Genomic DNA, 25,835 nt, shown 5'->3' with positions numbered 1-25,835 from the left:
CCTGTACGGCGGTTAATTGGTAATACCAATTTACAAATGCACCGTGTCAGGGTAAGAGTGGAATTTCAGGCTGTCAATTTTCTGCACTACTACTTTGGTATAAGAGCCTTGTGTTGCCTGGCTCTGCAGGTGCCAGTTAGGCTTGCATGCAGGCGTTGTTGCAGAGCTGTTTAACTGGTCAAACCAGTAGGAGATTGTTGATGGAAGTGGGCTTGGTGCAGCAGCGCCGTCTGTCGGATGACATTGTTGTGCAACTGGAAGCGCTGATCCTTGAGGGCAGCCTGAAGGCGGGTGAGCGCTTGCCGGCTGAGCGGGTGCTGGCTGAGCGCTTCGGCGTGTCACGGCCGTCATTGCGCGAGGCAATTCAGAAGCTGGCGGCCAAAGGCTTGCTGGTGAGTCGCCAGGGCGGTGGCAATTATGTAGCGGCGGAAGTTGGCTCGACCTTCAGTGACCCGTTACTGCATCTGCTCGAAAGCAACCCCAGCGCGCAGCGTGATCTGCTGGAGTTCCGCCATACGCTCGAAGGCTCTTGCGCCTATTACGCGGCCCTGCGCGCCACCGCGCCTGACCTGCAGCGCCTGCGCGAAGCCTATGACGCGCTGCAGGCGTGTTATGCGGCGGACAGCCAGATCAGCCGAGCCGAGGAGGGTGCCGCCGATGCGCGCTTTCATCTGGCTATCGCCGAGGCCAGTCACAATGCGGTGTTGCTGCATACCATTCGTGGCTTGTTCGAGCTGCTCAAACACAATGTCGTCACCAACATTGGCGGTCTCTATCTGCAGCGCAGCGAGACCCGCGAGCGCTTGCGCGAGCAGCACCGCGCACTCTACGAGGCGATCAGTGCCGGACGCGCCGAGGATGCCCGAACCTGTTCGCAGGAGCACATCGACTATGTGCAGGAAGTGTTGATCGAAGGTGGCGAAGAAGCCCGCCGCATGGCGCGCGCGCAGCGTCGCCAGGGCAGCTGAGGGGCTGGCCGGCGCGCGGCCGCGAACCGTTTCGTGCCGGTCTGGCCGGGGTCAGCTGCGGTAGCTGATACGGCCATCGACCAGGGTATAGCGCACCCGGCCGGGCAGTCGTTCCCCGAGGAACGGGCAGTTGCGACCCTTCGAATACCAGTGCTCGCCGGCCAGCGTGTGGCCCTTGGCATCGAACAGGACAATATCGGCGGGTGCCCCTGGCGCCAGGCGCCCGGCGGGCAGGCGCAAGGCGCTGGCCGGGCCGCTGCTCAGGCGGGCGAGCAGGGTCGGCAGATCCAGCAGGCCTTCTTCGACCAGGCGCAAGGCCTGCGGCAACAGCAGTTCGACGCTGCTGATGCCTGGCTCAGTGGCGCCGAAGGGGGCCAGCTTGGCGTCGGCTTCGTGTGGCTGGTGGTGGCTGGCAATGGCCTGGATCACGCCGCTCCGCACGGCTTCGCGCAGACCGTCGCGATCCTTGCGCGTGCGCAGCGGCGGCTGCACGTGATACAGGCTGGAGAACCCGCGCAGGGCGTCATCGGTGAGCAGCAGCTGGTACAGCGCCACGTCGGCGCTGACCGGCAGGCCACGGGCCTGGGCGGCCGCGATCATTTCGGCGCCGCGGGCGCTGCTCAGCTGACTGAAGTGAGCGCGCACGCCACTCTGCTCGACCAGCAGCAGGTTGCGTGACAGGGCCACGGTCTCGGCGGTCTCGGGAATTCCGCTGAGGCCGAGAAAGCTTGCGGTCGGGCCTTCATGGGCCAGGCCACCGGTCGCCAGATCGGCATCCTGTGAGTGGAAAATCACGGTCAGATTGAAGGTTGCGGCATATTCCAGCGCGCGGCACAGCACGCGGTTGTTGGCGAAGTTCGCCAGGCCGTTGCCGAACGCCACGCAGCCGGCATCGCGCAGGGCAACCAGCTCTGCAAGCTGCTCTCCGGCCAGTCCCTTGCTCAGCGCGCCAACCGGGTAGACCTTGGTATGTCCGGCTTCGCGGGCCCGATCGATGATCAGTTCGGTCACCGCCGGCGTATCCAGCACCGGGCGGGTCTGTGGCGGGCAGCACAGGCTGGTGACGCCGCCGGCGGCGGCGGCCAGGGTTTCGCTGGCGATGCTGCCCTTGCGGCTGTAGCCCGGCTCGCGCAGGGCGACGCTGAGGTCGACCAGCCCGGGTGCGGCGATCAGGCCCTGGGCGTCGATGCTGTGATCGGCATTGAAGCCGGCAGGCGGCTGGTCGAAGGTCACCAGCTTGCCGGCGTCCAGGTAAATGTCGCGAACCTGATCAAGGCCGCTGGCCGGGTCGATCACCCGTGCTCCGAGGATCTGTGTACGCATCAGTTGGGCTCCCCGGCTGCTGGCTTGAGTTGACGCTGGGCGTTCTGCCCGCTCATGGCCATCGACATTACCGCCATGCGGATGGCAATGCCGTAAGTGACCTGGTTGAGGATCACCGACTGCGGGCCATCGGCAACCGCCGACTCGATCTCCACGCCGCGATTGATCGGCCCCGGGTGCATGACGATGGCGTCCGTCCGGGCCAGTTTCAGGCGTTGCTCGGTCAGGCCGTAGAGCCGGTAGAACTCGCCCTCGCTGGGCAGCAGGCCACCAGCCATGCGTTCCTTCTGCAGGCGCAGCATGATCACCACGTCGACGTCCTTCAGGCCTGCGGCCAGGTCGGTGAACACGCGCACGCCGTATTGCTCGATGCCCACTGGCAGCAGGGTCTTCGGCGCGATCACGCGGATATCCGGACAGCCAAGGGTCTGCAGCGCCAGCATGTTGGAGCGGGCTACCCGCGAATGCAGGATGTCGCCGACGATGGCTACCGACAGCTGGCTGAAGTCGCCCTTGTGGCGGCGGATGGTCAGCATGTCGAGCATGCCCTGGGTCGGGTGGGCGTGACGGCCGTCGCCGCCATTGATGATGGCGACCTCGGGGCAGACATGCTCGGCGATGAAGTGGGCGGCGCCGGAGTCGGCATGCCGCACCACGAACATATCGGCGGCCATGGCCTCGAGGTTGCGCAGGGTGTCGAACAGGGTCTCGCCCTTGCTGGTCGACGAGGTGGAGACGTTCAGCGTGATTACGTCAGCCGACAGGCGCTGCGCGGCCAGTTCGAAGGTGGTGCGGGTGCGCGTGGAATTTTCGAAGAACACGTTGCACACGGTCTTGCCGCGCAGCAGCGGAACCTTCTTCACCGCCCGGGCGCCGACTTCGAGAAAGGAGTCGGCGGTGTCGAGGATCTCCGTGAGCAGTTCGCGCGGCAGGCCGTCGAGGGACAGAAAGTGGCGAAGCTGGCCCTGGTCGTTGAGTTGCAGCGGGCGCTGGCTGGCAATTGGCGTCATCGCGGTCTTCTCAGTGGGTGGCGAGGGTCTTGTGCTCAAGACGGAGCGGGTTCGGGCCGAGCAATTTTATCCGTTCGCCGGGCGGCAGCGACAGTGTGGCACCGACCACATCCGGGCGGATCGGCAATTCGCGGGCATTCAGGTCGAGCAGGCAAACCAGGGTGACGCTGGCCGGCCGGCCGTAATCGAACAGCTCGTTGAGCGCGGCGCGGATGGTGCGGCCGCTCATCAGCACGTCGTCAATCAGCACCAGATGCTGTCCTTCGATCTCGAACGGCAGGGCCGAGGGGCGCACCTGCGGGTGCAGGCCAGTCTGGCTGAAGTCGTCGCGATAGAAGGACACATCCAGCGTGCCCAGCGAGTCATCGCGGCCAAGGGCATCCAGCAAGGCCTGGGCTACCCACACCCCGCCGCTGCGGATGCCGATGAAACAGGGATCCTGAATGCCGCGGGCGCGCAGGTGGTCGCGCAGTTCACGGGCCATGGTCGGCAGTAGTTCGGCCGGGCTGGGTAACGTCATGGTGTTTCCTCGCTGTGTGCGCTCAGCCAGCCTTCCAGCAGCAGGGCGGCGGCCAGTGCATCGACCGGGTTGTCCCGGTAGCTGTTGCTGCGTTGACCGCGGGCTATTTGTTCGCCCTTGGCCGCGTAAGTGGTCAGCCGTTCATCGTGGGTGTGTACCGGCAGCTGGAAGCGCCCATGCAGCTGGCGGGAGAACTTCTCCGCGCGCGCGCTCATGTCACTGGGGCTGCCGTCCATGTTCAGCGGCAGGCCGACGATGAGTGCATCGGGCTGCCATTCGCGCATCAGGGCTTCAACTTTTTGCCAGTCGGGCACCCCATTCTGCGCCTTGAGCACGCAGAGTTCGCGGGCCTGGCCGGTAATCACCTGGCCAACGGCAACACCGATCTGTTTGCTGCCGTAATCAAAGCCGAGCAGCAGGCGCAGGGGCTTGGCGAGGGAGGGGGCAGTCATGCGTGGCCCGCCTGCCGGGTCAGCAGGCCGAGGTTTACCCCCAGGCGCCGGGCGGCGGCCTGCAGGCGCTGTTCAGGCGGAAGGTCGAAGAGGATGGCCGGATCCGCCGGGCAGCTGAGCCAAGCGTTGTCAGCCAGCTCGCTCTCCAGTTGCCCCGCGCCCCAGCCAGCGTAGCCGAGCGCAATCAGGTGCTTGGCGGGGCCTTTGTGGTCGGCGATCGCGAACAGCGCATCCTGGGAAGTGGACAGGCCCAGTTCGCCGAGGTCGAGGGTGGCCTGGAAGTTGTACCCCGCCGGATGCAGGACAAACCCGCGGTCGGTCTGTACCGGGCCGCCGGTCATGATCTGCAGGCGCTTGCAGTGTTCTGCCGGAATGCCGTCTGGACGCAACTGCTCGAGCACGTCGGCCAGGTTCAGGCCGCTTGGCTGGTTGATGACCAGGCCCATGGCGCCCTGATCACTGTGATCAACCAGGTAAACCACCGACTGGGCAAAGTTCGGATCGTCCATCTGCGGCATGGCAATCAGCAGGTGGTGCTTCAGGTAGCTGGGCGCAAGTGTCTTCATGGGCCTAGTTTCGGAGGTTGCGCCGCCAGCCGCAAGCGCCGGCTTGCAGCGAGCCGCTGCCGCCGATGTGCGTCACTGTCGGCCTGTGGTTATTGGCTGGACAGGCGGTCGCCGCGGTCAAAGCGCCAGGTGCGGATGATTTCCAGCCGATCAAACTCGTTCAGGTCGCCGGTGAAGGGGCTGTAGGGCGCGGCCAGGCGCACGATGCGCAGCGCGGCCTGGTCGAGTATCGGCTGTCCGGAGGACTCGAGAATCTGGACTTCATACAGGGTGCCGTCGCGATTGATCGAGACCAGCAGGCGCAGGCTGCCATAGATGCGGTTCTGCCGGGCCTCGGGCGGGTAGTTGAGATTGCCGACGCGTTCGACCTTCTTGCGCCACTCGTCTTTATACCAGGCGCCCTTGTCGCGCATGGTCGAGGCAGCATTCAGGCGCTGGATTTTCGGACGCTTGGCGTAGCGCTGGACGTCTTGCGCCAGTTCGGCCTCAAGGCTGGCAATGGCGTTCGACAGCTCGGAGCTATCGAAGGCAGCGGTTTGCTGCAGTGGTTTGGCGGGTTGCTTGTGCTTCTGCTCGGTCGGGGTTTTCTCCGGCTTCGGCGTGCGGGTAGCGACCACGGTCTTCTGGCTGATCGCGGTCTGCGCCGGTGGTGGAGCGCTGGGCGGGGTCACCTTGCGCACTTGCTGGTCCTGAAAGAGCGCCTGCTGCGTAGTCTTCGGGGCCGCCTTGTGCTCGAGGCTGCCGCTGCCCTGCTGGTTTTCCTGGGCAAGAAAGTCGGCCTTCTCGGGCGCCTTGTCGCTTTTGAAGCTGGCCAGGGTGATTTCCAGACTTTTGCTGACTTGCCCGGGGGTACTGAAGCTGAAGGTGACACCCAGAATCAGGGTCAGGTGCAGTACGGCCGCCAGGAACAAGGTGAAACCCAGGCGGTCCGCCGGGCGGACGCCACTGGTTGGCAATTTTGACGGGACTGATTCAGGGGGCATGGCGAGTGGTTTTTGCTGAATTGCCGGCAGTCTGCCGAGCAGGCGCTTAAATGTCCACGAACCCTATCACAGGCATGCACATGCGCTGCTGCGCATGCCTGTGAGTCTACGTCAGCGGTTTGCCAGCTTTTCGGCGATGACCTGCATCAGCCGCTCGGCGATCCTGGTATCGAAAGCCGCATCAATTTCGCGGATGCAGGTTGGGCTGGTCACATTGATTTCGGTCAGGTGCTCGCCAATCACATCAAGGCCGACAAACAGCAGGCCGCGTGCGCGCAGCTCCGGGCCTATCAGTTCGGCAATCTCGAAGTCGCGAGGACTCAGCGGCCGTGCCTCGCCGCGACCACCGGCGGCCAGGTTGCCACGCGTTTCGCCGTGCGCCGGAATGCGCGCCAGGCAGTAGGGCACGGGTTCGCCGTCGATCATCAGGATGCGCTTGTCGCCATCCTTGATCGCCGGCAGATAGCCTTGCGCCATGATCTGGCGGGCACCATGGTCGGTCAGGGTTTCCAGGATGACCGAAAGATTCGGGTCGCCATGGCGGTGATGGAAGATCGAGGCACCGCCCATTCCATCCAGTGGTTTGAGAATGACGTCACGCTGCTCTTCGGCAAACTCGCGCAAGATGTCGACGCGCCGACTGACCATGGTCGGCGGGGTGCACTGCGGAAATTGCGTGGCAAAGAACTTTTCGTTGCAGTCACGCAGGCTTTGCGGCCGGTTTACGATCAGGACCCCGGCGCGTTCGGCCTGCTCCAGCAGATAGGTGGTGTAAACGAACTCGTTGTCGAAGGGTGGATCCTTGCGCATCAGGATCACGTTCAGGCTCGACAGCGGCAGATCCAGTTCCTGATCCAGCTCAAACCAGTGCTTGGGGTCATGGAACACCTTGAGCGGGCGCATTTTGCCGCGGGCTTCACCGGCTTTCTGGTACAGGTCCTGCTGCTCCATGTAGAACAACGACCAGCCGAGAGACTTGGCGGCCAGCAGCATGGCCAGCGAGCTGTCCTTCTTGAAGGAAATCGCGGCTATGGGATCCATGACGATCCCCAGGCTAATGCTCATGGGGGCTCTCCTGAGTGAGTGATGACGGGCGCTTGTTGCGGTCTTGAATTGTTTGCGGAGGTTGGCGTGCCGAGGAGGGTTGGTCAAGTCAGCCACGTGTTCAGGTTGCTAGATTGCGCTTGGAGACTGTGTTAAAAAGACCGGACGATGGGTTTGCCCAATCGGTAGCGGGTCTCGGCGCAATGATGTAAAACACAATAATGAATCACCGAGGCGATGGAAGGGCGGACATGGAACAGCATTCCGAAGGTTTGAGGGTCATGGTGATCGACGATTCGAAAACGATTCGTCGCACTGCTGAAACTCTGCTCAAAAAAGTTGGCTGCGATGTTATAACCGCAATAGACGGTTTCGATGCGCTGGCAAAAATTGCCGACAGCCATCCCAGAATCATTTTTGTCGATATCATGATGCCTCGTCTCGATGGCTATCAGACCTGTGCGCTGATCAAAAACAACAGTGCTTTCAAGTCCACGCCGGTGATCATGCTGTCCTCCAAGGATGGTTTGTTCGACAAGGCCAAGGGCCGTATCGTGGGCTCCGATCAGTACCTTACCAAGCCGTTCAGCAAAGAAGAGCTGCTCGGTGCAATCAAGGCTCATGTTCCCGATTTTGTTCCTGTGGAACAGGTGTCCTGAATCCTGGCTCAGGCCAGCCAATCTAACTAATGGGGAGTTCCATGGCTCGTATTCTTATTGTTGATGACTCGCCTACCGAGGTTTACAAGTTAACCTCCATACTCGAAAAGAACGGGCATCAGGTACTCAAGGCGGAAAATGGCGCTGATGGCGTCGCCTTGGCGCGCCAGGAAAAGCCGGATGCGGTACTGATGGATATCGTCATGCCTGGTTTGAATGGTTTTCAGGCCACCCGTCAGCTGAGCAAGGATGCAGAGACAAGCCATATTCCGGTTATCATCGTTACGACCAAGGATCAGGAAACTGACCGGGTCTGGGGCAAGCGTCAGGGCGCACGCGACTATCTGACCAAGCCGATTGATGAGGCGACGCTGATGAAAACCTTGAACGCGGTTCTGGCTGGCTGAATAGCGCCCCCAGTCTGCGACTAAAAACTAAAATAAAAGAAGGTTAAGGCCGCATGTCGGACCTGCAGACACCCTTTCAGATCCTCCTTGGAATCGATCAGCATTGTCGCGCATGCGCGGCAGGGTTGCCGTCCCAGCAGGAAATGCAGCAAACCTGGAGTGGCATTGGCTTCCGCATGGGTGAGCGACGATTTGTTGCGCCCATGGGGGAAGTCAGCGAGGTTTTGCATGAGCCGCGCTTCACCCTGCTGCCGGGGGTAAAGTCTTGGGTCAAGGGAGTGGCCAATGTCCGCGGGCGCCTGCTGCCAGTGATGGATTTGTGCGCCTTCTTTGGTAACGAGCTGTCTCCGTTGCGCAAGCAGCGCCGCCTGTTGGTGGTGGATCATCACGAGATATTTGCTGGGCTTACTGTCGATGAGGTTTTCGGCATGCAGCACTTTCCCGTGGACGCCTTCTCGGAGCAGTTACCTCCGCTCGAGGCCAAGATCCAGCCCTTCATTCATGGAGTCTTCCAGCGCGAACAGGCCTGGCTGGTTTTCAGTCCCCATGCCTTGGCGCAGCATCAGGAATTTATCGAAGTGGCGGTTTAAGATTTTTCGGTTGGGTCGGCTATGCCGGCCTTTTGGCGTTGCATGGAAAACCTAAAGTTGAAGGTCCGGGTGGGGGCCAGATAATGAAAAAACTCGATGCAGGTAATCTTCTTGCGGGTTTGCGCAGCAACACGTTGATCACGGGATTATTCATAATCCTGATCGTGTCCATCGTGCTGCTGTTTGCCAACTTCTTCTACCTCGGACAGCAGGCAGGCTTCGATAAGGTCTACCTGTCGCAGGCAGGTGAGCTTCGCGTGCTGTCCCAGCAGATATCCAAGGCGGCCACTGAAGCGGCGACCGGAAAGGCGGATGCCTTCGGAGTGCTCAAGCAGGCCCGCGATGATTTCGATAAGGGCTGGAATTTGTTGCTGAAAGGCGACGACTCCATCGGTTTGCCACCCGCACCCGAACAGATGCAGGCCGAAATGGCTGCCGTTCAGGCCGACTGGGACATCATGCGGCAAAATGCGGACGGTATTCTGGCCGCGGAAAAAACCGTTACATCCCTGCATGAGCTGGCTGCGACTCTTGAAGATACGATCCCGCAGTTGCAGATCGAATACGAGGAGGTCAATGAGATCCTCTTGTCCAGTGGCGCGCCGGCCAATCAGGTTTCGGTTGCCCAGCGCCAGGCGCTGCTCGCCGAACGAATCCTGGGTTCGGTAAACCAGGTGCTGGCGGGCGACGACAACTCGGTTCAGGCGTCCGACATGTTCGGTCGCGACGCAAGTTTGTTCGGCCGCGTTCTGGACGCGATGCAAAATGGCAATGAAGCCATGGAAGTCACGCAGGTAACCGATAAGGAAGCGCAGGATCGGCTGGCGGAAATTTCCGAGCTTTTCCAGTTTGTTACAGGCTCGGTTGACCAGATTCTTGAAACCTCGCCCGAACTGTTTCAGGTTCGGGAGTCTGCCGACACGATTTTCACTGTTTCGCAAAGTATGCTGGCCAAGGCTTCTACTCTTGGCACCGGGTTCGAAAATCTCGCAGACAGCCGGTATTTCAATACACTCTTGGGCTATGTCCTTGGCGCCCTCGCACTTGGGTCGATTATTCTCATCGGCTTTGTAATGGTGCGCGCGACCAATCGGCGTCTGGCCGATACGGCTGAGAAAAACGAGCGGAACCAGGCGGCAATTATGCGTTTGCTGGATGAAATTGCCGACCTTGCGGACGGTGACCTTACGGTGAACGCCACGGTGACAGAGGACTTCACCGGTGCAATTGCTGACTCGATCAATTTCTCCATTGCGCAGCTGCGCGACCTTGTAGAAACCATCAACCTGACAGCGGTTCAGGTATCGGCGGCAGCCCAAGAAACCCAGGCTACTGCTATGCACCTTGCGGAAGCGTCGGAGCACCAGGCGCAGGAAATTGCCGGGGCATCTGCAGCGATCAATGAAATGGCGGTTTCGATTGACCAGGTATCGGCAAACGCCGCGGAATCCTCCGCGGTAGCAGAGCGCTCCGTAGCCATCGCCAACAAGGGCAACGAGGTGGTGCATAACACCATCACCGGCATGGACAACATCCGGGAGCAGATCCAGGACACCTCGAAGCGGATCAAGCGTCTCGGTGAGTCGTCGCAGGAGATCGGTGACATCGTCAGCCTGATTAACGATATTGCTGACCAGACCAACATCCTGGCACTTAACGCGGCAATTCAGGCATCCATGGCCGGTGACGCGGGTCGCGGCTTCGCCGTGGTTGCGGACGAAGTTCAGCGCCTTGCAGAGCGTTCATCCGCCGCGACCAAGCAGATCGAAGCGCTGGTTAAAACCATTCAGACTGACACCAACGAAGCGGTAATTTCGATGGAGCAAACGACCTCCGAAGTGGTTCGAGGTGCGCGTTTGGCCCAAGATGCCGGGGTTTCCCTGGAGGAAATTGAAAAGGTATCCAAGGCCCTTGCGGCATTGATCCAGAACATTTCCAACGCTGCGCGGCAACAGGCGTCCTCTGCTGGGCATATTTCCAACACGATGAACGTCATCCAGGAAATTACTTCGCAGACCTCTGCCGGTACTACCGTGACAGCAAACAGCATCGGTACCCTGGCGAAGATGGCTAATGAAATGCGCGGTTCCGTTTCCGGCTTTAACTTGCCGGAATCAGCTGGTTAGGCTCAAACAACCATATAGCAGTGGCTCCAGATGCAGGGGCCTTGTTTGAGAGGCCCAACCATGAGCGTCGGCGGGGAACACGGCATGCGGTCGAGTGGAGCCTGGGCTCTGAGGCCTGTGATTGATATGTCCGCCCAGGAGTTTCATGAGTGGCAGGTGTTGCTGGAAGATCGTACCGGACTTGTGGTTAGCGAGCAGAGACGGGCCTTTTTGCAGACCAGCCTAAGTTCGCGGATGCGTGAACTGGGCTTCCAGGACTACTGTAGCTATTACCGTTATGTGACAGACGGGCTGAAGGGGGCTGTCGAGTGGTCAGCTTTGCTTGACCGCCTGACCGTTCAAGAAACACGGTTCTTTCGCCACCGCGCGTCATTTGATGCTCTCGATAGTTACCTGTGCCAGCGGCTGTCGGGTTCAGCGCTCAAGCAGCCACTGGAGCTCTGGAGTGTGGGTTGCTCTACAGGTGAGGAACCGTACTCCTTGGCGATCAGTGCTGCGGAGATCTTGCGCCGCCTGGAGCAGCCTGAACTGTTTGGTGTGACCGGTACCGATATCAGCCTTAGCGCCTTGAGCAAAGCACGCGAAGGTGTCTATGGCGCGCGTAAGTTGGAGCAGCTGGATATTGAGTTTGGCGAGCGTTATTTCGAGCGTCTTGCTGATGGGCATTTCAAAGTTATACCGGCACTGGCGTCGCGAGTATGTTGCGCCAGGCTCAATGTGCTGGAGCTGGCGAAAGCGCCATTTTTCGGCATGGACGTCATATTTTGTCAGAACTTGCTTATCTATTTCCGTCGCTGGCGTCGCCGCGAAATCCTTAATCGCCTGGCGGAGCGCCTGGTGCCGGGAGGGTTGCTGGTGGTTGGGGTGGGTGAAGTAGTTGGTTGGCAACATCCGGACATGCTGCCGGTGGCTGACGAGCGGGTTTTGGCATTTATCCGGAAGAATGTATGAGCGGAGTCGTTATGGGTGATTGGCACGACTATGTCGCCCTGGAATGGGTCAAAGGCGAGATTTCCGAAACCCTGAAGCAGGCGCGCCAGGCGCTTGAGGCTTACGTAGAAAATCCGCAGGATCTGACGCGTTTGCGTTTCTGCCTCACATACGTCCATCAGGTGCATGGCACCTTGCAGATGGTCGAATTCTTTGGTGCGGCCCTGCTCGCTGAAGAAATGGAAAAACTTTCCCAGGCGATGATTGATGGGCGCGTCAGCAACCAGAATGAAGCGCTTGAGGTAATGATGCAGGCAGTCCTGCAGATGCCAGCGTATCTGGAGCGTGTACAGGAGGCGCGGCGCGACTTGCCGATGATTGTCCTGCCGCTGCTCAATGACTTGCGCGCGGCGCGAGGAGAAACGCTGCTTTCCGAAACCAGTCTGTTTTCGCCTGATTTGTCTTCTCGTCCACCCAGCTTGCCAGCCGATGCATTGGCAAACAGGCACGGAGCTGAGTTTCCGGTACTGTTGCGAAAGCTGCGACAAATTCAGCAGCAGGCTCTGGTTGGCGTTGTTCGCGGACAGGACTTGCCGGCCAATCTTGGCTACATGGCCCGCGTTTTTGCGCGGCTTGAAAGTCTGTGCCAAGGCGCTCCCTTAGGGCAGTTGTGGCAGATAGCCGCCGGACTGACCGAGGGTCTGGCCAACGGCAGCATAGCCAATGGCGCTTCGGTACGCAGCTTGTTACGTCAGGTCGACAGGGAGCTCAAGCGCCTGATTGAACAGGGTAGCCTGGGGATTAACCAGGCGGCCCCTGATGTGCTGGTCAAGAATTTGTTGTTTTACATTGCCAAGTCCGGCGCGCAGTCGCCACGCATCAAGCAGTTGGTAGAGCTGTTCAGGTTGAATGAAGCGCTGCCTGATCAGGGCCTGGTTGCTGATGAGCGGGCCCGGTTGGGTGGGCCGGATCGTGACGCGATGCGCTCGGTTGTCGCGGCACTTTGTGAAGAACTCGTTCGGGTTAAGGACAGTCTTGACCTTTTTGTGCGGAGCGACCGCAGTAGGATTGCCGAGCTTGAGGCGCTACTGGCACCGCTCAAGCAAATTGGCGACACCCTTGCAGTGCTCGGATTTGGCCAGCCGCGCAAGGTGATTCTCGATCAGTTGGATCTGCTCAAGGAGATGTCTCTGGGTGAGCAGCAGCCCACTGATGCCCTGCTGATGGACATTGCTGGCGCGTTGCTTTATGTCGAGGCGACACTGGCCGGGATGGCTGGCCCTGCTGATGTTGCGCGAGGCGAAGAAAGCCTTATGCCAACGACAGACGTGTCGCAAATCCACCAGGTGGTGATCAAGGAGGCGCGCAACGGTCTCGAACAGGCCAAGGACGCGATCGTCGAATTCATAGCTTCACAATGGGATCATCAGCATCTTGAACGGGTTCCTAACCTGCTTTCGCAGGTGCGCGGCGGCCTGGCCATGATCCCCTTGCCCCGCGCCGCCGCGTTGCTGGGTGTGGCTACACAGTATATTCAGGAGCAACTGCTGTTCCGCAAAATGGTACCTAACTGGCAGAGCCTGGATACCCTGGCGGACGCCATAACGGGCCTCGAGTATTACCTTGAGCGGATATCTGAAGACCGGACCGATCAGGGCGAGCAGATTCTGGATGTGGCTGAAGACAGCCTGGAAGCGCTGGGGTATTCGCTCAAAGACAAATCTTTGCCGGAGCAGTTGCCTGAGCCGGCCGCTAGCCCGTTCTTGTCCGCCATCGACCCTCTGCAGGAAATTGATGTTCTTGCCGTGGCGCCTGCGGAGGATGACGGAGCTACACAAGACCTTAGTCTTTCCCTGCCCGATGAGCTGGCCTGGCCAGGCGATTCGTTGGATGAGGGCGCGGAGCTATCTGGCGCACAGATGGAAATAACCGACATCCAGGCCGAACAGCCCGAGGAGGCAGCCGAGCTGCCAGTGATGGAGGCATCTTGGGCTGACGAGGAGCTGGAGGTTGAGGCTTGGGCCGACTCAGGAGCCGACGCAGTACTGCCTGCCGATTATCTGCAGCCATTGGAAGCAGGTGATCTGGAAGAGCTTTCTGCTGGAGAGCTTGAGCCTTCGCTGACGCAATCGGCCGGTAACGAGATTGCCGAGGCAGGGTTGTCGGATGTGGCACTGTCAACAGTGGCTGAAATAGCGCCCGAGAAAATGGCTGAACCGACATTGTCGGTCGCGGATGTCATGGCAACTCCGGTAGCGGCGATCAACCCGCCGGCTCAAGATGTCCCGCAAAGCTTGTTGCCACCACCGTCTGATGAAGAGCCGCTGGACGAAGATTTGCTAGAGGTTTTTATCGAGGAAGCCGGCGAGGTTCTCGAGACCATTGCTGAATATTTGCCGAAATGGTTTGCAGATACTGCAGACAAGTCAGCCCTGAGTGAAGTTCGTCGGGCTTTCCATACCCTTAAGGGCAGCGGCCGAATGGTTCGTGCGCTGATCATTGGTGAGCTCTCCTGGTCGATCGAGAACCTGCTCAATCGAGTGCTGGATCGCAGCATCGAGGCTGATCTCGATGTGCAACAAGTCATCACGGATGTGGTTGCCTTGCTCCCCGAGCTGGTGGAAGAGTTTGCTGCCAAGCAGCAACGCCAAAGAGCAGACGTGGATCAATTGGCTGCCCGGGCGCACGCACTGGCAAAAGGCCTTAAGCTTGCCGTGCCCGAGCCTGAAACCCGGGCCGAAGCTGAGTTCGAGCAAATTGCGCTGACGGAGCCTGAAGCTGAACATGCTCAAGGCGAGCGGCTCGACGCACAGTTGCTGGAGATTTTCCGCAACGAAGCAGATACGCACCTGGAGACGCTGCATGCGTTTCTTCAGGATTGCGCAAACGAACTGCCACAGCCTGTGACGGATGACTTGCAGCGAGCGTTGCATACACTCAAGGGCAGCGCGTACATGGCGGGCATCCAGTCCATCGCGGAAATTGCCGCGCCACTGGAGAAGCTGGCCAAGGAATACAAAGCCCACCAGCTTGATTTTGATCTCGCGGAAACCGAGCTGCTGCTGCAGGCAACCGACCTTCTTCGGCGTGGCCTGGCGCAGTTGGACAGCACCCCGACGCTGCCCGTTACGGGCTCCAGTGAGTTTATTCAGCGTATCCAGCTTCTTCAGGAGGAAAGGCTGGCGGCAGAGGCTAGCCTGCTGGAAGAGGAGGGGCTTACGCGGGATCCACAACTTATCAGCATATTCCTGGCCCAGGGCATGGACATTCTGCTGGATGCAGAAGGATTGCTTAAGCGTTGGCGCAACCATCCCGCTGAGCAGCAGGAACTTACGGCATTGCTGGATGAGCTGAATACGCTGGGGCGCGGCGCGCAAATGGCTGAGTTGTCGCAAATTGACGCGCTTTGTCAGTCTCTGCTGGGCTGTTATGCCGCAGTCCAGAGCGGACGCCTCCCGGTCAGCACGGGATTCTTCGACCAGGTGGAAGCCGCACATGAAGCGCTGATCAGCATGATGGATCAGGTAGCTGCGGGACTCGAAGTAACGCCGCGGAATGAGCAGGTTGAGGCGTTGGATGCGCTGACCTCGCAGTTGCCGGATGACCAACCGCTGAGTCTGCAGGCAGCGGAAAGTGTTGAAATGACGGATGTTATCGACTTCTTCGATGCTTCATCCGCTGAGCTGGTCGAGCCGGAAGCGGAATTCAGCCCTGCACCGTCACCGCCACATCAAGCGGTTTACCAGGAGCCTGCAGCTTCTATTGCCGCGGATGATCTGGAAGAACTCGACGAGGACATGGTTGAGATTTTCCTGGAAGAGGCCATAGAGCTGGTCGAAAGCTCAAGTCACTCGCTGGAAAAATGGCTTGGTGACACGGCCAACACGCAAGCACTGGCCGCCCTGTTGCGAGATCTGCATACCCTCAAGGGCGGGGCCAGAATGGCCCGAGTACGTCCGGTAGGGGATCTGGCGCATGAGTTGGAAACCCTTTACGAGGGTCTGGTTGACGGTCGCTACAGGCCGTCTGCCGAGCTGGAGGGCCTGTTGCATCAGGGCCACGATTTGCTGGCTGTGTTGATTGAGCAAATGCAGGGTGGGCAGTCACTGGGCAATCCTGCCGAACTGATTATCGCGCTGTCGAATTTTTGTCGGGGCACCGGGTCCGCTACGAAGGGGCAGCAGTCGGAGTTTTCCGCTGATCACGAGAGCGCTGCATTAGAGGCCCGGCAGGCTGATTCGGAGCTGATGACGGCTAGCCCTGCGCAGGATGAGTCCGCGTCCATGGCGGCAGTCGAAGTGCAGACCGGAGAACTCTCCCCGGCAACAGAAGTGATCGACTTGCTACCGCTTCCTGCAGATGTCCTGCCGGATGCGCCGCAGCTTGATGAGTACCTTGATGCGGCAGAGATGGCCGATCCCGAGCTGGTAGAAATCTTCCTCGAGGAAGGCTTCGAGATCGTAGACAGCGCTGCCGCATCGCTGCACAACTGGATTGCCAATGTAAATAACAGCCTTGAACTGGAGTCTCTGCAGCGAGATCTGCATACCCTCAAGGGCGGGGCGCGGATGGCAGAGATTCGCCAGGTCGGTGACCTGGCGCACGAGCTTGAGTTTCTTTATGAAGGACTTGGCGCGGGCAACCTGAGGCCTGGACCTGAGCTGTTTGCCCTCTTGCAGCGCTGTCACGACTGCTTGGCGGAAATGCTCGACGCCGTTCGCAACCGGCACGTGATGCCGGATGGCGATGCGTTGATCGACGCCATCAAGCGCCTGCGTGCAGACCCACAGGCGCAGCAGAGCATCCCGCCCAGTGTGCATGTCCAGGCGCTGGAGCCAGTGCCTTCCGCGCCAGCAGCGGTACCCGTGAACACCGACACCGACACGGATATCCTCAAGATATTCCTGGAGGAGGCGGATGGCCTGATGGAGGCCATGGCGCTAGCAATTGGCCGTTGGGGTGCAGTGCCCGACGACACTACCCAGCTCGATGAGTTGCGCCGTACGCTGACTACCCTCAAGGGCGGTGCGCGGCTGGCCGTTCAGCCTCGCCTGGGAGATCTGGCGCAAGATCTTGAACAGTATCTGAGCGAAATTCAGCAGCAGGGTACGCCTTGGGCAGAGCCTCAACTGGCAGACGTGCAAGCCGCATTTTCCAGCCTGCAGGCTGAGTTGGAGCGCCTGCGCGAAACGGTCACTCAGGGTGCGGAAAGCACATCTGGCCAGTCCCCAGCAGTGACTGAGCTGCATTCGAGCCGCAGCGTAAAGTTTGATCAGCCGATCATCGCGGTCAGCCACCGTTCTGCGCCCACTGCCAAGCAGGCGCGAGTATTACCGTTCGTCCAGCGCGCGGCCAAAGCGGCGCAAGAAGCCGAGTCAAACCGCGCTCCGCAGGAGCTGGTCAAGGTTCCTGCCGAGCTGCTCGAGGGGCTGGTCAACCTGGCCGGCGAGACCTCCATTTTCCGTGGTCGTGTCGAGCAGCAGGTGAGTGATGTCGGCTATACGCTGGGTGAAATGGAAGCCACCATTGAGCGGGTGCGCGACCAGTTGCGCCGGCTTGACACAGAAACCCAGGCACAGATCCTCAGTCGTTATCAATCGGAAACCGAGCGTTCGGGCTATGAAGAGTTCGACTTGCTGGAAATGGATCGCCACTCGCAGTTGCAGCAGCTCTCGCGCGCCTTGTTCGAGTCAGCCTCCGACCTGCTTGATCTGAAAGAAACCCTGGCGGTGAAGAACCGGGATGCGGAAACCCTGTTGCTGCAGCAGGCACGCGTCAATACCGAATTGCAGGAAGGTCTGATGCGAACCCGCATGGTTCCGTTTGACCGCCTGGTACCACGCCTGCGCAGGATAGTCCGGCAAGTGTCCGGGGAGCTCGGTAAGCAGGTCGAATTCAACGTCGGCAACGCCGAAGGCGAGATGGATCGTACCGTCCTCGAGCGCATAGTTGCGCCCTTGGAGCACATGCTGCGCAATGCCGTCGACCATGGCATCGAACCTGCCGCGACCAGGATTGCCAATGGCAAGCCTGAGGTTGGCACCATTAGCCTGAGCCTGGGCCGCGAAGGTGGCGAAATCCTGCTGATCCTTGCCGATGATGGCGGTGGTATCAAGCTCGAAGCGGTGCGCCGCAAGGCTATCGATCGCGGCATGATGGCCGCTGATTCGGACCTGTCCGATCAGGAGATTCTGCAGTTCATCCTCGAGGCCGGGTTCTCCACCGCCGAGAAGGTCACGCAGATTTCCGGGCGTGGCGTGGGCATGGATGTGGTTTATTCCGAGGTCAAGCAACTCGGTGGCTCCATGCGCATCGAGTCCGTGGAGGGCAAGGGCACACGCTTCCTGATCCGCTTGCCGTTCACCGTATCGGTCAACCGCGCGTTGATGGTGCTTTCGGGTGAAGACCTGTATGCCATCCCGCTGAACACCATTGAAGGTATCGTGCGCGTTTCGCCTTTCGAGCTGGAAGCCCTGTACCAGCGCGAGGAGGGCAAAACCGAAGCGCCCCGTTTCGAATATGCCGGCCAGGCTTACGAGCTCAAGTACCTGGGCGATCTGCTGGCCAACGGCCAGCAACCGAAACTGGTCGGGCAGACCCTGCCGTTGCCGGTGATTCTGGTGCGCTCGGACGAACATACCATGGCTGTTCAGGTAGACAGCCTGGCGGGTTCGCGGGAAATCGTGGTGAAAAGCATGGGGCGGCAATTCGCCGCCGTGCATGGGATTTCCGGCGCGACAATCCTTGGTGACGGTCGCGTAGTGGTGATTCTCGACCTGCTGGCAACCATCCGCAGCCTGCACACCCAGCACCAGCTGCTGTTGCCGCGCACGCAGGGCCAGATGCTGCTACAGGCCGAAACCGATCTGGCCAGGCCGACGCTGGTGATGGTGGTAGACGATTCGGTAACGGTGCGCAAGGTAACCACTCGCCTGCTCGAGCGGGCCGGGATGAACTCCTTGACGGCCAAGGACGGGATCGACGCACTGACCCAGCTGCAGGAACATCGTCCGGACATCATCCTGCTCGATGTGGAAATGCCGCGCATGGACGGTTTCGAGGTGGCGACATTGGTCCGCCACGATGAGCGTCTGAAGGATTTGCCAATCATCATGATCACTTCGCGGACGGGTGAGAAACACCGTCAGCGCGCCCTGGCGATTGGCGTCAACGAGTATCTGGGCAAGCCGTACCAAGAGGCGCAGCTGCTCGAAACCATCAACCGGCTGGTCAAGGAACATGACTGAGAAAACTGCAGCACGCATCGCCGTCATCGCCGATACCTCGCTGCAGCGCCATGTTCTGCAGCAGGCACTGGTGAGCAATGGCTATCAGGTGGTGCTGAACAGTGATCCGCTGCGTCTTGCACCGGAGATGCTGCAGGACTGCCAGACCGACTTGTGGCTGGTCGACCTTGACCAGGTCGAGGATTCGCCGCTGATCGACGAGCTGATCGAACAGGCCACGGCCCCGGTGCTGTTCGGCGAAGGGCGTGCGCCGGAACGAAACTCGGAGAACTATCCGCGCTGGGAGCGGCGCCTGTTTGGCAAGCTCAAGCGACTGGTCGGAGACCCGGCCAGGGCGGTCGGTCCGAGCTTGGATGCATTGCTGGAGGATACCCAGCGCCCCAATCGTCTTGAATTGCCCCAGGCGCTTGCCCAAACCCCGCTCAAGGCTGGCGCGGTGGCTGATCAGGTGTGGCTGTTGGCCGCCTCGCTGGGGGGGCCGGCCGCGGTCAAGGCATTTCTGGATGCCCTGCCCGGCGGTCTGCCCATCGGCTTCATTTATGCCCAGCACATCGATTCGGGTTTCGAGGCCATGCTGCCGCAAGCCGTTGGCCGGCATAGCCAGTGGCATGTGAACGTGGCTCGGCAAGCCGAGGCGGTTCGCTGTGGCGAGGTGGTGATCGCACCGACCAGCAATGAGCTTGGTTTTGCCGATGACGGCCTGATGTGCATGAGCAGTCGCGGCTGGCCCGACCCCTACAGTCCTTCGATTGACCAGATGATGCTCAACCTTGGCCGGCAGTTTGGCCGACGCTGCGGCGTGATCGCGTTCAGTGGCATGGGCAGCGATGGGACCGCCGCGGCAGCCTATGTGGTGCGCCAGGGAGGCCTGATCTGGACCCAGAGCGCAGAAAGCTGTGCTTGTCCGAGCATGCCCGACAGTCTGCGCGAAGGTGGCTACAGCAGCTACAGCGCAGACCCGCGGGAACTGGCGGCGGCACTGGTCAATCATCTGGCAGAGCAGTGCGCCTGAGGGCTCCCGCGGTTAGCCGCATAGTCGCCATACAACACACAGTATTATTACGGAGTCATGCATGAGCCAAGCCGTCGCCACCAAGAGCCGGGAAGAGACCCTCACGGGGCTGTTGCTGCCGCTGGCAGATCGCACTTTGCTGCTACCCAACGTCGCCCTGGCTGAACTGGTGCCCTATCGCGCTCCGCAGACCACCTCGGGAATGCCGGCCTGGCTGCTGGGGCAGATCAGCTGGCGCGAATTACGCCTGCCACTGCTGTCTTTCGAGGCCGCTTCCGGTGGCGTCGCGCAGGTGGGCCCCGGTTGCCGGGTGGCCGTGCTGAATGCGCTGGGTGGCAGGCCGCAGGTCAAGTTCATCGCCCTGCTGCTGCAGGGTATCCCGCACTCGATCAAGGTCGATGCCAAACTGGCACCTGTGGATAGCCCCCTGGCACCGCTGGAGCTGCAGGCCGCGTTGCTCGACGACTCCGTGGTGAAAATTCCGGACCTGATCGGGCTTGAGCAATTGTTGGCCGATGCCGGGGTGATCTGACTTTCGTCAGCCCGACCTAGAAATCTCCCCACAATTGCTGTGCCACCGCCAGCGCCACCACCGGCGCGGTTTCCGTGCGCAGCACCCGTGGTCCGAGTCGCGCGGCCTGGAAGCCGGCGGCCTGCGCCTGGCCCACTTCCGTATCCGTCAAACCACCCTCGGGGCCGATCAGGAAGGCCAGCGATCCCGGCCGGGCATGGCTCACCAGCGGTTCGGCCAGCGGGTGCAACACCAGCTTCAGTTCGGCGCTGGCCTGCGCCAGCCACTCATCCAGTTCGACCGGTGCCTGCAGCACCGGCAATACTGAGCGCCCGCACTGTTCGCAGGCGCTGATGGCCACCTGGCGCCAGTGACTCATGCGCTTGTCCGCGCGTTCATCCTTCAGGCGCACCTCGCAACGGGCGGAAATGATCGGCGTGATCTGGGCCACGCCAAGTTCGGTGGCCTTCTGGATCGCCCAGTCCATGCGCTCCCCGCGCGACAGGCCCTGGCCCAGGTGGATGCGCAAGCCGGACTCGGCAAGCCCGGCAACCTGTTCGCGCAATTCCACGCACACCGACTTTTTCCCGGCCTCGATGATCTCGCCGCGGTATTCCTGGCCACTGCCGTCGAACAACTGCAGCGCGGCCCCCGTGCCCAGGCGCAGCACGCGAGCGATGTAGTGGGCCTGGGCTTCAGGCAGTTGGTGCTGGCCCAGAGCCAGCGGGGCATCGATGAAGAAGCGGGATAGGCGCATGGCGGCAACTGCAGGGGGAAGTCTGGAAGCCGCCAGCTTACTGCTTCCGGCGGCTGGCTTGTAGCCTGTGGCAGGACTCAGCCGGGATCGCGGTGGTTGGGGTAGAGGTTCGCTCCGACGCTTATGCTCACGCTGTTGCGGGTGGCCAGATCGATGCCTTCGCTGGCGACCTCGGCAAGAAAGTCGATCTGCTCCGGGGTGATCACATAGGGCGGCAGGAAGTACACCACGCTGCCCAGCGGACGCAGCAGGGCGCCGCGTTCCAGCGCGTGCTGGTAGACCTTGAGACCGCGGCGTTCCTGCCAGGCATAGGCGGTTTTGCCTGGCTTGTCCTTGACCATCTCGATGGCCAGGGCCATGCCGGTCTGGCGCACTTCGGCCACATGCGGGTGCTCGACCAGGTGCGCGGTGGCGCTGGCCATCCGCGCGGCAAGCACCTGGTTGGCCTCGATGACGTTGTCGTCGCGGAAGATGTCCAGCGTCGCCAGGGCGGCGGCGCAGGCCAGCGGGTTGCCGGTGTAGGTGTGGGAATGCAGGAAGGCGCGCAGGGTGGCGTAGTCGTCGTAGAACGCCTGATACACGGTGTTGGTGGTCAGCACTGCAGCCATCGGCAGATAACCACCGGTCAGTGCCTTGGACAGCACCAGAAAGTCCGGAGTGATGCCGGCCTGCTCGCAGGCGAACATGGTTCCGGTGCGGCCGAAGCCAACGGCGATCTCGTCGTGAATCAGGTGCACGCCGTAGCGGTCGCAGGCCTCGCGCAGCAGGGTGAGGTAGACCGGGTGATACATGCGCATGCCGCCGGCGCCCTGGATCAGCGGCTCGACGATCACCGCGGCGACTTCCTGGTGATGCTCGGCCAGGGTCTGCTCCATGGCGGCGAACAGGTTGCGCGAGTGTTCTTCCCAGCCCATGCCCTCGGGGCGCAGGTAGCAGTCCGGGCTAGGTACCTTGATGGTGTCCAGCAGCAGCGCCTTGTAGGTGTCGGTGAACAGTGCCACGTCGCCCACCGACATGGCCGCCACGGTTTCGCCGTGGTAACTGTTGGTCAGCGTGACGAAGCGTTTCTTCGCCGGCTGCCCGCAGTTGAGCCAGTAGTGGTAGCTCATCTTAAGCGCCACCTCGATGCCCGACGAGCCGTTGTCGGCGTAGAACACCCGCTCCAGACCGGCCGGGGTGATCTGCACCAGGCGCTCGGACAGCTCGATCACAGGCGCGTGGCTGAAGCCGGCGAGCATCACATGCTCAAGGTTGTCGAGCTGCTCGCGGATGCGCTGGTTGATCCGCGGGTTGCCGTGACCGAACACATTGACCCACCAGGAGCTGACCGCGTCCAGGTAGCGCTTGCCATCGAAATCTTCCAGCCACACCCCTTCACCGCGGCGGATCGGGATCAGCGGCAGGGTCTCGTGATCCTTCATCTGCGTGCAGGGATGCCATAGCACTTTCAGGTCACGCTGCATCCACTCGGCATTCAGGCTCATTGACGGTTCTCCTCGAATAATCTGCGCAGCCTACCAGAACCGCCGGCCGCTTATGGCTGGCCGGTGGGGGTGCCCCGGCGTATGCTGCGCGGCCTCGCTGAAGCTGGAGAGCAAAGATGTCGATCACTGGATGGCGCGTGGCGCTGCTCGGGTTGTTGCTGGGCAGTGCGCTGGTGCAGGCCAAACCGGCACAACCCTCGGTCATCGTGGTCGGTGCCGGGTTTTCCGGGCTGGCCGCCGCCTTTGAGCTGCAGGAACAAGGCTGGCAGGTGACCGTGCTCGAAGCGCGCCCCACTGTCGGTGGCCGCGCGGGGGTGGCGTCTGCCGAGTGGCTGGGCAGCGCAGAGTTGCAGCCCGTGCTGCACCAGTACCTGGCGCGGTTCAAGCTGCACACGCAGGCGGCGCCCGAGTATGTGCGCGCAGCGTCCTACCTGATCGATGGAAAGCTGTTCACCCAGGCCGAGCTGGAGCAGCAGCAACCGGCGGTCGCCGCGGCCATCCTGGGCTACGAGCAGGCGCTCGACGGGCTGGCGGCACAACTGGATGACCCCCTGCAACCGCTGGCCAGTGCCCGGTTGCGCGGCCTGGATCAGCTGAGCGTGGCTCGCTGGCTGGATCAGCTGGCCCTGCCGGCAACCGCCCGCGCGTTGATCGAGCAGCGCATCCGCTCGCGCTACGACGAGCCATCGCGCCTGGCGCTGCTCTACCTGGTCCAGCAGAGCCGGGTCTATCGCGGCCGCCCGACCATCCAGCTGCGCAGCGAGCGCTTGCCGGGTGGCAGTCAGGTGCTGGCCCAGGCGCTGGTCAAGCAACTGCAGACCCTCAAGACCGGGGCCCGGGTGGAAGCCGTCACCCAGACGGCAGACGGGGTGACAGTCAAGGTCGGCGCCGCCGGCTACCACGCGGACTATGTGATCCTCAGCGTGCCGCTGCCGGCGCTGGCGCGGATCAGCCTGACACCGGCGCTGCCGGCCTTGCAGCAGGCGGCGCTGAAGGACATCAACTACGGTTGGCGCGAGCAGATGCTGCTCAAGTTCCGCAAGCCGTTCTGGGGCAACACGCGCCTGACCGGAGAGATCTTCAGCAACCAGGGGGTCGGGGTGATGTGGATCGAGCCGGCACCCAAGGGCGGCGCCAACCTGCTGGTGAATATCTCCGGGGACAATGCGCGCCTGATGAAGGCCTTCAATGACCGGCAGATGGTCGACCAGGTGTTGCTGCGCCTGGACAAGTACTACCCCGGCGCGCGCGCTGCCTTCAGCGGCTTCGAGATGCGCCGCACGGGTACCGACCCGCTGGCCGGCGGCGCCTACCTGGCCTACGGCCCGGGCGAGATCAGCCGTTACTGGCGCTTGTGGGAACAGCCGCTGGGGCGGCTGCTATTCGCCGGCGAACACACCGACGCGCTGTATCCGGGTACCCTCGAAGGTGCCCTGCGCAGCGGCCAGCGTGCCGCGCAGCAGGTTGAAGCGCTGCGCGCAGCCACGGATTAATCCGCAGCGCGTCGACTGTCTGGCGCGTGCATGGCTGAATCGAACAGTTCGCTGAAAGCAGCGGCGGTACTGAGGAAAACCTTGCCGCTCAGGTTTTGCAGCAACAGGCTGCTGTGCTGCAGACGATCCATCACCTGCCCCTTGACCTCGCTCATGTGCAGCTGGATACCCTGTCGGGCCAGGTTGCGGTTGAGCTCGACCAGAGCATACAGCCCGGTGGTGTCGATCTGGTTGACCGCCGACATCACCAGCAGCACTTGCCGCGTTGCCGGTTGCACCGCGTGCATGATCTGCCCGGTGATCACCTCGGCGTTGCCAAAAAACAACCCGGCATCGATGCGCAACATCAGCAGGTGCGGCAGGGTTTCCACCGGGTAGCGTTCCACGTTGCGGAAGTGCTCGGTACCCGGCAGGCGCCCGAGGATGGCAATGTGCGGGCGGCTTGCGCGGGCGATGACCGTGCCGAGCGAGAGGATCAACCCCAGCACCACGCCTTCCTCGACTCCCAGCAGGAGGACGCCGGCGAGCGTCGCCAGCCAGGCCAAGGCATCACCGCGGTCATGCCGCAGCGCCAGGCGCGGGGTGTCGAAATCGAGCATGCCGAGCACGGCGATGATGATGGTGGCCGCCAGGGCCGGCAGCGGCAGCAGGGCCAGCCAGCCAGTGGGCACGCAGAGGATGATCGCCAGCAGGCCGGCGGTAACCAGGGTGGCCAGCGGGGTGTTGGCGCCCGCCGCCTGGTTGACCGCCGAGCGCGAGATGCTGCCGGTCACCGGGAAGCCGCCGGAAACGGCACTGGCCAGATTCGCCGCACCGAGGCCAAGCAGTTCCTGGTCGGTATTGATGCGCTCGTTGCGCTTCTGGGCCAGGGTCACCGCGGCCGATTGACCGGACAGAAAGATCATGAAGCCGATCAGCAGCGCCGGCAGCAGCAGGCTGCGCAACTGCTCCAGCGAAAGCGCGATCCCCAGTCCTGGCAGGCCGGCGGGAATCGGACCAACCAGAGCCACTTGCCCAAGCCAGCCCATCTTGACGATCACCAGGATGGCCAGCAGCAGGGTCAGCGCCGGGGCCAGTTTGCTCAGGATGTCAGCCCCTTTGGCCGGCAGCCCCAGCCGCTTGAGTAGCGCCGGGAGGTGATTCCTGGCCAGCCAGAGCAGCAGCAGGGAACCCGCACCGATGCTTGCCCCGGGCAGGTTGAAACTGCTCAGCGAGCCACCAAGCAGGGTCTTCAGCTGGCTGACGGCGATGATGATGGCAGCACCGCAGGTAAAGCCGCTCATCACTGGCCGACTGAGAAAGTTCGACAGGAAACCCAGGCGAAAGATGCCGCAGAGCAGCAGCACCACGCCGGCAATCAGGGCCATCTGCGCGGCCATGGCCGAATACAGTGCCGAGCCGGCTGGCGCCAGTGATGCCAGTGAAGTGGCCGTCATCAACGAGGTAATTGCCATCGGCCCGACCGACTGCACCATGCTGCTGCCGAACAGTGCATAGGTCAGGGCCGGCAGGATACTCGCATAGAGTCCGGCCACCGGCGGCAGCCCGGCCACCAGCGCATAGGCCATGCCCTGCGGCACCAGCATCAGCACGACGATGATGCCGGCAGTCAGGTCTCCGCTCAGCAACTCGCGGCGATAGTTTCTAAGCCAGAACAACATGCAGTCACCTCTTACCTGATTGAGCACGGTGCTTGCGCACGGCCGGCCGGGACAGTCTGCGTGCACCGTTCAACATAAATCCGCCCAGCAGC

19 protein-coding genes and 1 pseudogene are annotated in these 25,835 nt (G+C 61.6%); 10 read left to right on the top strand and 10 right to left on the bottom strand.

Features of this window, described 5'->3' with window-relative positions; genetic code table 11:
• Positions 1-200: 200 nt before the first annotated feature.
• Positions 201-968 (top strand): FCD domain-containing protein, encoded by a 768-nt coding sequence (locus ISX93_RS07915; RefSeq protein WP_195778175.1) that lies wholly within the window; start codon positions 201-203, stop codon positions 966-968.
• 51 nt (positions 969-1,019) lie between these two features.
• On the opposite strand, the gene ISX93_RS07910 is transcribed toward ISX93_RS07915, so the two are convergent.
• The 7 genes from ISX93_RS07910 to gshB all read right to left on the bottom strand — a co-directional run bounded on the left by ISX93_RS07910 (position 1,020) and on the right by gshB (position 6,887).
• The gene (locus ISX93_RS07910; RefSeq protein WP_195778174.1) at positions 1,020-2,291 is read right to left on the bottom strand and encodes a dihydroorotase; all 1,272 of its coding nucleotides are present in this window, start codon (positions 2,289-2,291) and stop codon (positions 1,020-1,022) included.
• On the bottom strand, positions 2,291-3,301 hold the full coding sequence (locus ISX93_RS07905; RefSeq protein ID WP_195778173.1) for an aspartate carbamoyltransferase catalytic subunit: 1,011 nt from the start codon (positions 3,299-3,301) through the stop codon (positions 2,291-2,293). The genes ISX93_RS07910 and ISX93_RS07905 overlap by 1 nt, the downstream gene beginning before the upstream one ends.
• Positions 3,302-3,311: 10 nt before the next feature.
• A complete protein-coding gene (gene pyrR / locus ISX93_RS07900; RefSeq protein WP_195778172.1) occupies positions 3,312-3,821 on the bottom strand; it encodes a bifunctional pyr operon transcriptional regulator/uracil phosphoribosyltransferase PyrR in 510 nt (169 codons plus the stop codon).
• Positions 3,818-4,273 carry a Holliday junction resolvase RuvX gene (gene ruvX, locus ISX93_RS07895; protein WP_195778171.1) on the bottom strand — a complete coding sequence of 152 codons (456 nt, stop codon included), beginning with the start codon at positions 4,271-4,273 and terminating at the stop codon, positions 3,818-3,820. The genes pyrR and ruvX overlap by 4 nt, the downstream gene beginning before the upstream one ends.
• Positions 4,270-4,839 carry a YqgE/AlgH family protein gene (locus ISX93_RS07890; protein ID WP_195778170.1) on the bottom strand — a complete coding sequence of 190 codons (570 nt, stop codon included), beginning with the start codon at positions 4,837-4,839 and terminating at the stop codon, positions 4,270-4,272. Before ISX93_RS07890 ends, ruvX begins: the two co-directional genes overlap by 4 nt.
• A gap of 89 nt (positions 4,840-4,928) precedes the next feature.
• The gene (locus ISX93_RS07885) at positions 4,929-5,822 is read right to left on the bottom strand and encodes an energy transducer TonB (protein ID WP_195778169.1); all 894 of its coding nucleotides are present in this window, start codon (positions 5,820-5,822) and stop codon (positions 4,929-4,931) included.
• Positions 5,823-5,933: 111 nt separating this feature from the next.
• A complete protein-coding gene (gene gshB / locus ISX93_RS07880; protein WP_195778168.1) occupies positions 5,934-6,887 on the bottom strand; it encodes a glutathione synthase in 954 nt (317 codons plus the stop codon).
• 230 nt (positions 6,888-7,117) lie between these two features.
• Here gshB and pilG point away from each other — a divergent pair, with 230 nt between their 5' ends.
• The 8 genes from pilG (at position 7,118) to ISX93_RS07840 (ending at position 20,369) form a co-directional block, all read left to right on the top strand.
• Positions 7,118-7,525 carry a twitching motility response regulator PilG gene (gene pilG / locus ISX93_RS07875; protein WP_195778167.1) on the top strand — a complete coding sequence of 136 codons (408 nt, stop codon included), beginning with the start codon at positions 7,118-7,120 and terminating at the stop codon, positions 7,523-7,525.
• Positions 7,526-7,566: 41 nt separating this feature from the next.
• Positions 7,567-7,932, top strand: coding sequence for a twitching motility response regulator PilH (pilH, locus tag ISX93_RS07870; protein WP_195778166.1), 366 nt, complete (start codon positions 7,567-7,569; stop codon positions 7,930-7,932).
• A gap of 53 nt (positions 7,933-7,985) precedes the next feature.
• Positions 7,986-8,522 (top strand): chemotaxis protein CheW, encoded by a 537-nt coding sequence (locus ISX93_RS07865; RefSeq protein WP_195778165.1) that lies wholly within the window; start codon positions 7,986-7,988, stop codon positions 8,520-8,522.
• Positions 8,523-8,605: 83 nt separating this feature from the next.
• Positions 8,606-10,648, top strand: coding sequence for a methyl-accepting chemotaxis protein (locus tag ISX93_RS07860; RefSeq protein ID WP_195778164.1), 2,043 nt, complete (start codon positions 8,606-8,608; stop codon positions 10,646-10,648).
• Positions 10,649-10,732: 84 nt separating this feature from the next.
• Positions 10,733-11,599: a CheR family methyltransferase gene (locus ISX93_RS07855; protein ID WP_195778325.1), complete on the top strand. Its 867-nt coding sequence runs from the start codon at positions 10,733-10,735 to the stop codon at positions 11,597-11,599.
• 11 nt (positions 11,600-11,610) lie between these two features.
• Complete coding sequence (locus ISX93_RS07850) at positions 11,611-18,825, top strand: Hpt domain-containing protein (protein WP_195778324.1); 7,215 nt, start codon at positions 11,611-11,613, stop codon at positions 18,823-18,825.
• Positions 18,818-19,837, top strand: coding sequence for a chemotaxis protein CheB (locus ISX93_RS07845; RefSeq protein WP_195778163.1), 1,020 nt, complete (start codon positions 18,818-18,820; stop codon positions 19,835-19,837). The genes ISX93_RS07850 and ISX93_RS07845 overlap by 8 nt, the downstream gene beginning before the upstream one ends.
• A 61-nt stretch (positions 19,838-19,898) precedes the next feature.
• Positions 19,899-20,369: a chemotaxis protein CheW gene (locus ISX93_RS07840; protein ID WP_195778162.1), complete on the top strand. Its 471-nt coding sequence runs from the start codon at positions 19,899-19,901 to the stop codon at positions 20,367-20,369.
• Positions 20,370-20,385: 16 nt separating this feature from the next.
• On the opposite strand, the gene ISX93_RS07835 is transcribed toward ISX93_RS07840, so the two are convergent.
• Both ISX93_RS07835 and ISX93_RS07830 read right to left on the bottom strand, forming a co-directional pair.
• Entirely contained in the window at positions 20,386-21,105 is a 720-nt protein-coding gene (locus tag ISX93_RS07835; protein ID WP_195778161.1) for a 16S rRNA (uracil(1498)-N(3))-methyltransferase, read from the bottom strand.
• A 77-nt stretch (positions 21,106-21,182) separates the two neighbouring features.
• Entirely contained in the window at positions 21,183-22,589 is a 1,407-nt protein-coding gene (locus ISX93_RS07830) for an adenosylmethionine--8-amino-7-oxononanoate transaminase (protein ID WP_195778160.1), read from the bottom strand.
• Positions 22,590-22,705: 116 nt separating this feature from the next.
• Here ISX93_RS07830 and ISX93_RS07825 point away from each other — a divergent pair.
• A pseudogene (locus ISX93_RS07825) lies at positions 22,706-24,070 on the top strand (flavin monoamine oxidase family protein); the annotation flags it as partial.
• 8 nt (positions 24,071-24,078) lie between these two features.
• On the opposite strand, the gene ISX93_RS07820 reads toward ISX93_RS07825, so the two are convergent.
• A complete protein-coding gene (locus ISX93_RS07820) occupies positions 24,079-25,743 on the bottom strand; it encodes a SulP family inorganic anion transporter (RefSeq protein WP_195778158.1) in 1,665 nt (554 codons plus the stop codon).
• Positions 25,744-25,835: the final 92 nt, after the last annotated feature.

Origin of the sequence: Pseudomonas sp. N040 (assembly GCF_015637705.1) — a bacterium.
Taxonomy (GTDB): domain Bacteria; phylum Pseudomonadota; class Gammaproteobacteria; order Pseudomonadales; family Pseudomonadaceae; genus Aquipseudomonas.
Note: the sequence above shows the minus strand (reverse complement) of the source record. Positions and strands in the feature narration are given on the sequence as shown.

Excerpts from the sequence above, each read along its gene's own strand:
- ISX93_RS07885 (WP_195778169.1), bottom strand. The coding sequence starts at position 5,822 with ATGCCCCCTGAATCAGTCCCGTCAAAATTGCCAACCAGTGGCGTCCGC.
- ISX93_RS07860 (WP_195778164.1), top strand. The coding sequence starts at position 8,606 with ATGAAAAAACTCGATGCAGGTAATCTTCTTGCGGGTTTGCGCAGCAAC.
- gshB (WP_195778168.1), bottom strand. The coding sequence starts at position 6,887 with ATGAGCATTAGCCTGGGGATCGTCATGGATCCCATAGCCGCGATTTCC.
- ISX93_RS07905 (WP_195778173.1), bottom strand. The coding sequence starts at position 3,301 with ATGACGCCAATTGCCAGCCAGCGCCCGCTGCAACTCAACGACCAGGGC.
- pyrR (WP_195778172.1), bottom strand. The coding sequence starts at position 3,821 with ATGACGTTACCCAGCCCGGCCGAACTACTGCCGACCATGGCCCGTGAA.
- ISX93_RS07865 (WP_195778165.1), top strand. The coding sequence starts at position 7,986 with ATGTCGGACCTGCAGACACCCTTTCAGATCCTCCTTGGAATCGATCAG.
- ISX93_RS07850 (WP_195778324.1), top strand. The coding sequence starts at position 11,611 with ATGGGTGATTGGCACGACTATGTCGCCCTGGAATGGGTCAAAGGCGAG.
- ruvX (WP_195778171.1), bottom strand. The coding sequence starts at position 4,273 with ATGACTGCCCCCTCCCTCGCCAAGCCCCTGCGCCTGCTGCTCGGCTTT.
- ISX93_RS07915 (WP_195778175.1), top strand. The coding sequence starts at position 201 with ATGGAAGTGGGCTTGGTGCAGCAGCGCCGTCTGTCGGATGACATTGTT.
- ISX93_RS07840 (WP_195778162.1), top strand. The coding sequence starts at position 19,899 with ATGAGCCAAGCCGTCGCCACCAAGAGCCGGGAAGAGACCCTCACGGGG.
- pilG (WP_195778167.1), top strand. The coding sequence starts at position 7,118 with ATGGAACAGCATTCCGAAGGTTTGAGGGTCATGGTGATCGACGATTCG.
- ISX93_RS07855 (WP_195778325.1), top strand. The coding sequence starts at position 10,733 with ATGCGGTCGAGTGGAGCCTGGGCTCTGAGGCCTGTGATTGATATGTCC.
- ISX93_RS07890 (WP_195778170.1), bottom strand. The coding sequence starts at position 4,839 with ATGAAGACACTTGCGCCCAGCTACCTGAAGCACCACCTGCTGATTGCC.
- ISX93_RS07845 (WP_195778163.1), top strand. The coding sequence starts at position 18,818 with ATGACTGAGAAAACTGCAGCACGCATCGCCGTCATCGCCGATACCTCG.
- ISX93_RS07835 (WP_195778161.1), bottom strand. The coding sequence starts at position 21,105 with ATGCGCCTATCCCGCTTCTTCATCGATGCCCCGCTGGCTCTGGGCCAG.
- ISX93_RS07830 (WP_195778160.1), bottom strand. The coding sequence starts at position 22,589 with ATGAGCCTGAATGCCGAGTGGATGCAGCGTGACCTGAAAGTGCTATGG.
- ISX93_RS07910 (WP_195778174.1), bottom strand. The coding sequence starts at position 2,291 with ATGCGTACACAGATCCTCGGAGCACGGGTGATCGACCCGGCCAGCGGC.
- ISX93_RS07820 (WP_195778158.1), bottom strand. The coding sequence starts at position 25,743 with ATGTTGTTCTGGCTTAGAAACTATCGCCGCGAGTTGCTGAGCGGAGAC.
- pilH (WP_195778166.1), top strand. The coding sequence starts at position 7,567 with ATGGCTCGTATTCTTATTGTTGATGACTCGCCTACCGAGGTTTACAAG.